The 780-nt window shown below is 37.8% G+C and carries 1 pseudogene; it reads right to left on the bottom strand.

The features are described 5' to 3' along the window. Nucleotides 1-7 precede the first annotated feature (7 nt). Nucleotides 8-780, bottom strand: a pseudogene (locus L323_RS32400) (helicase); the annotation flags it as partial.

Here is a 780-nt window from a genome sequence, read left to right as displayed (position 1 = left end):
AAATTATTTACATCTCCATTTCCTGCTCTTCTTCATCAGAGACTACAGACGAAGCATTTATTGCTTCCCCTTTGTTTTCAATTGATGCTTCGTCTCCCAGAACTTCATCCTGCTTGTTTAAATCCAGCTCAACGTTAAGTTCTGCCTGACGTGCTAATTTTGTCTTGTATTCTTCCTCGTAACGCCACGGCTTTTCATATTCTGCCTTTGCTGTTTCAAAGTCCTGGTTAAGCTGTTCCAAATGATTGCGACACCTTTGTAATGCCGGCTCCATACCTTCTAGCGCATTGTCTATACGTATGATATTCCCGATGGGATTCCCACCAAGCTCAATTGTGTACTGATATTTACCTGTAATATGTAAATTAAACCCACTCAGGAATTCATTGTATTCAAGCTTTAAATCAAAGCCTTTATAGGTTCCGATACTTACCTGCTTCCAGTTCTCTTTTTTTGCCCTGGTACAAAGCAGTAACAAAAGTTCTCCCGCTTTTTCTTTTTCAGTAATCCGGGTGTTTTCCAATATAATGCTGAATTCATCATCAGAAAATTTATTTGAGTTTCTTAATTCTATATCCTTTTGTATGGCTTCTATTTTTGCTTCATTTGAGTTAATACCTTTTGGTATTGAGTACACTATACTGTCCTGCAGGGAGTATCTTTGTTTTGACCAAGCCGCCTTTAGTACTGAAAGCTTGTTTATCTCTATGTCCAAATCCATCTTTTCCTTGATTCTTGGATCTCCCATTGCTAGAGCTTTTATTTCAGCGTAGTTTAAAA

This window comes from Ruminiclostridium papyrosolvens C7 (assembly GCF_000421965.1).
Classification (GTDB): domain Bacteria; phylum Bacillota; class Clostridia; order Acetivibrionales; family DSM-1351; genus Ruminiclostridium; species Ruminiclostridium papyrosolvens_A.
Note: the sequence above shows the minus strand (reverse complement) of the source record. Positions and strands in the feature narration are given on the sequence as shown.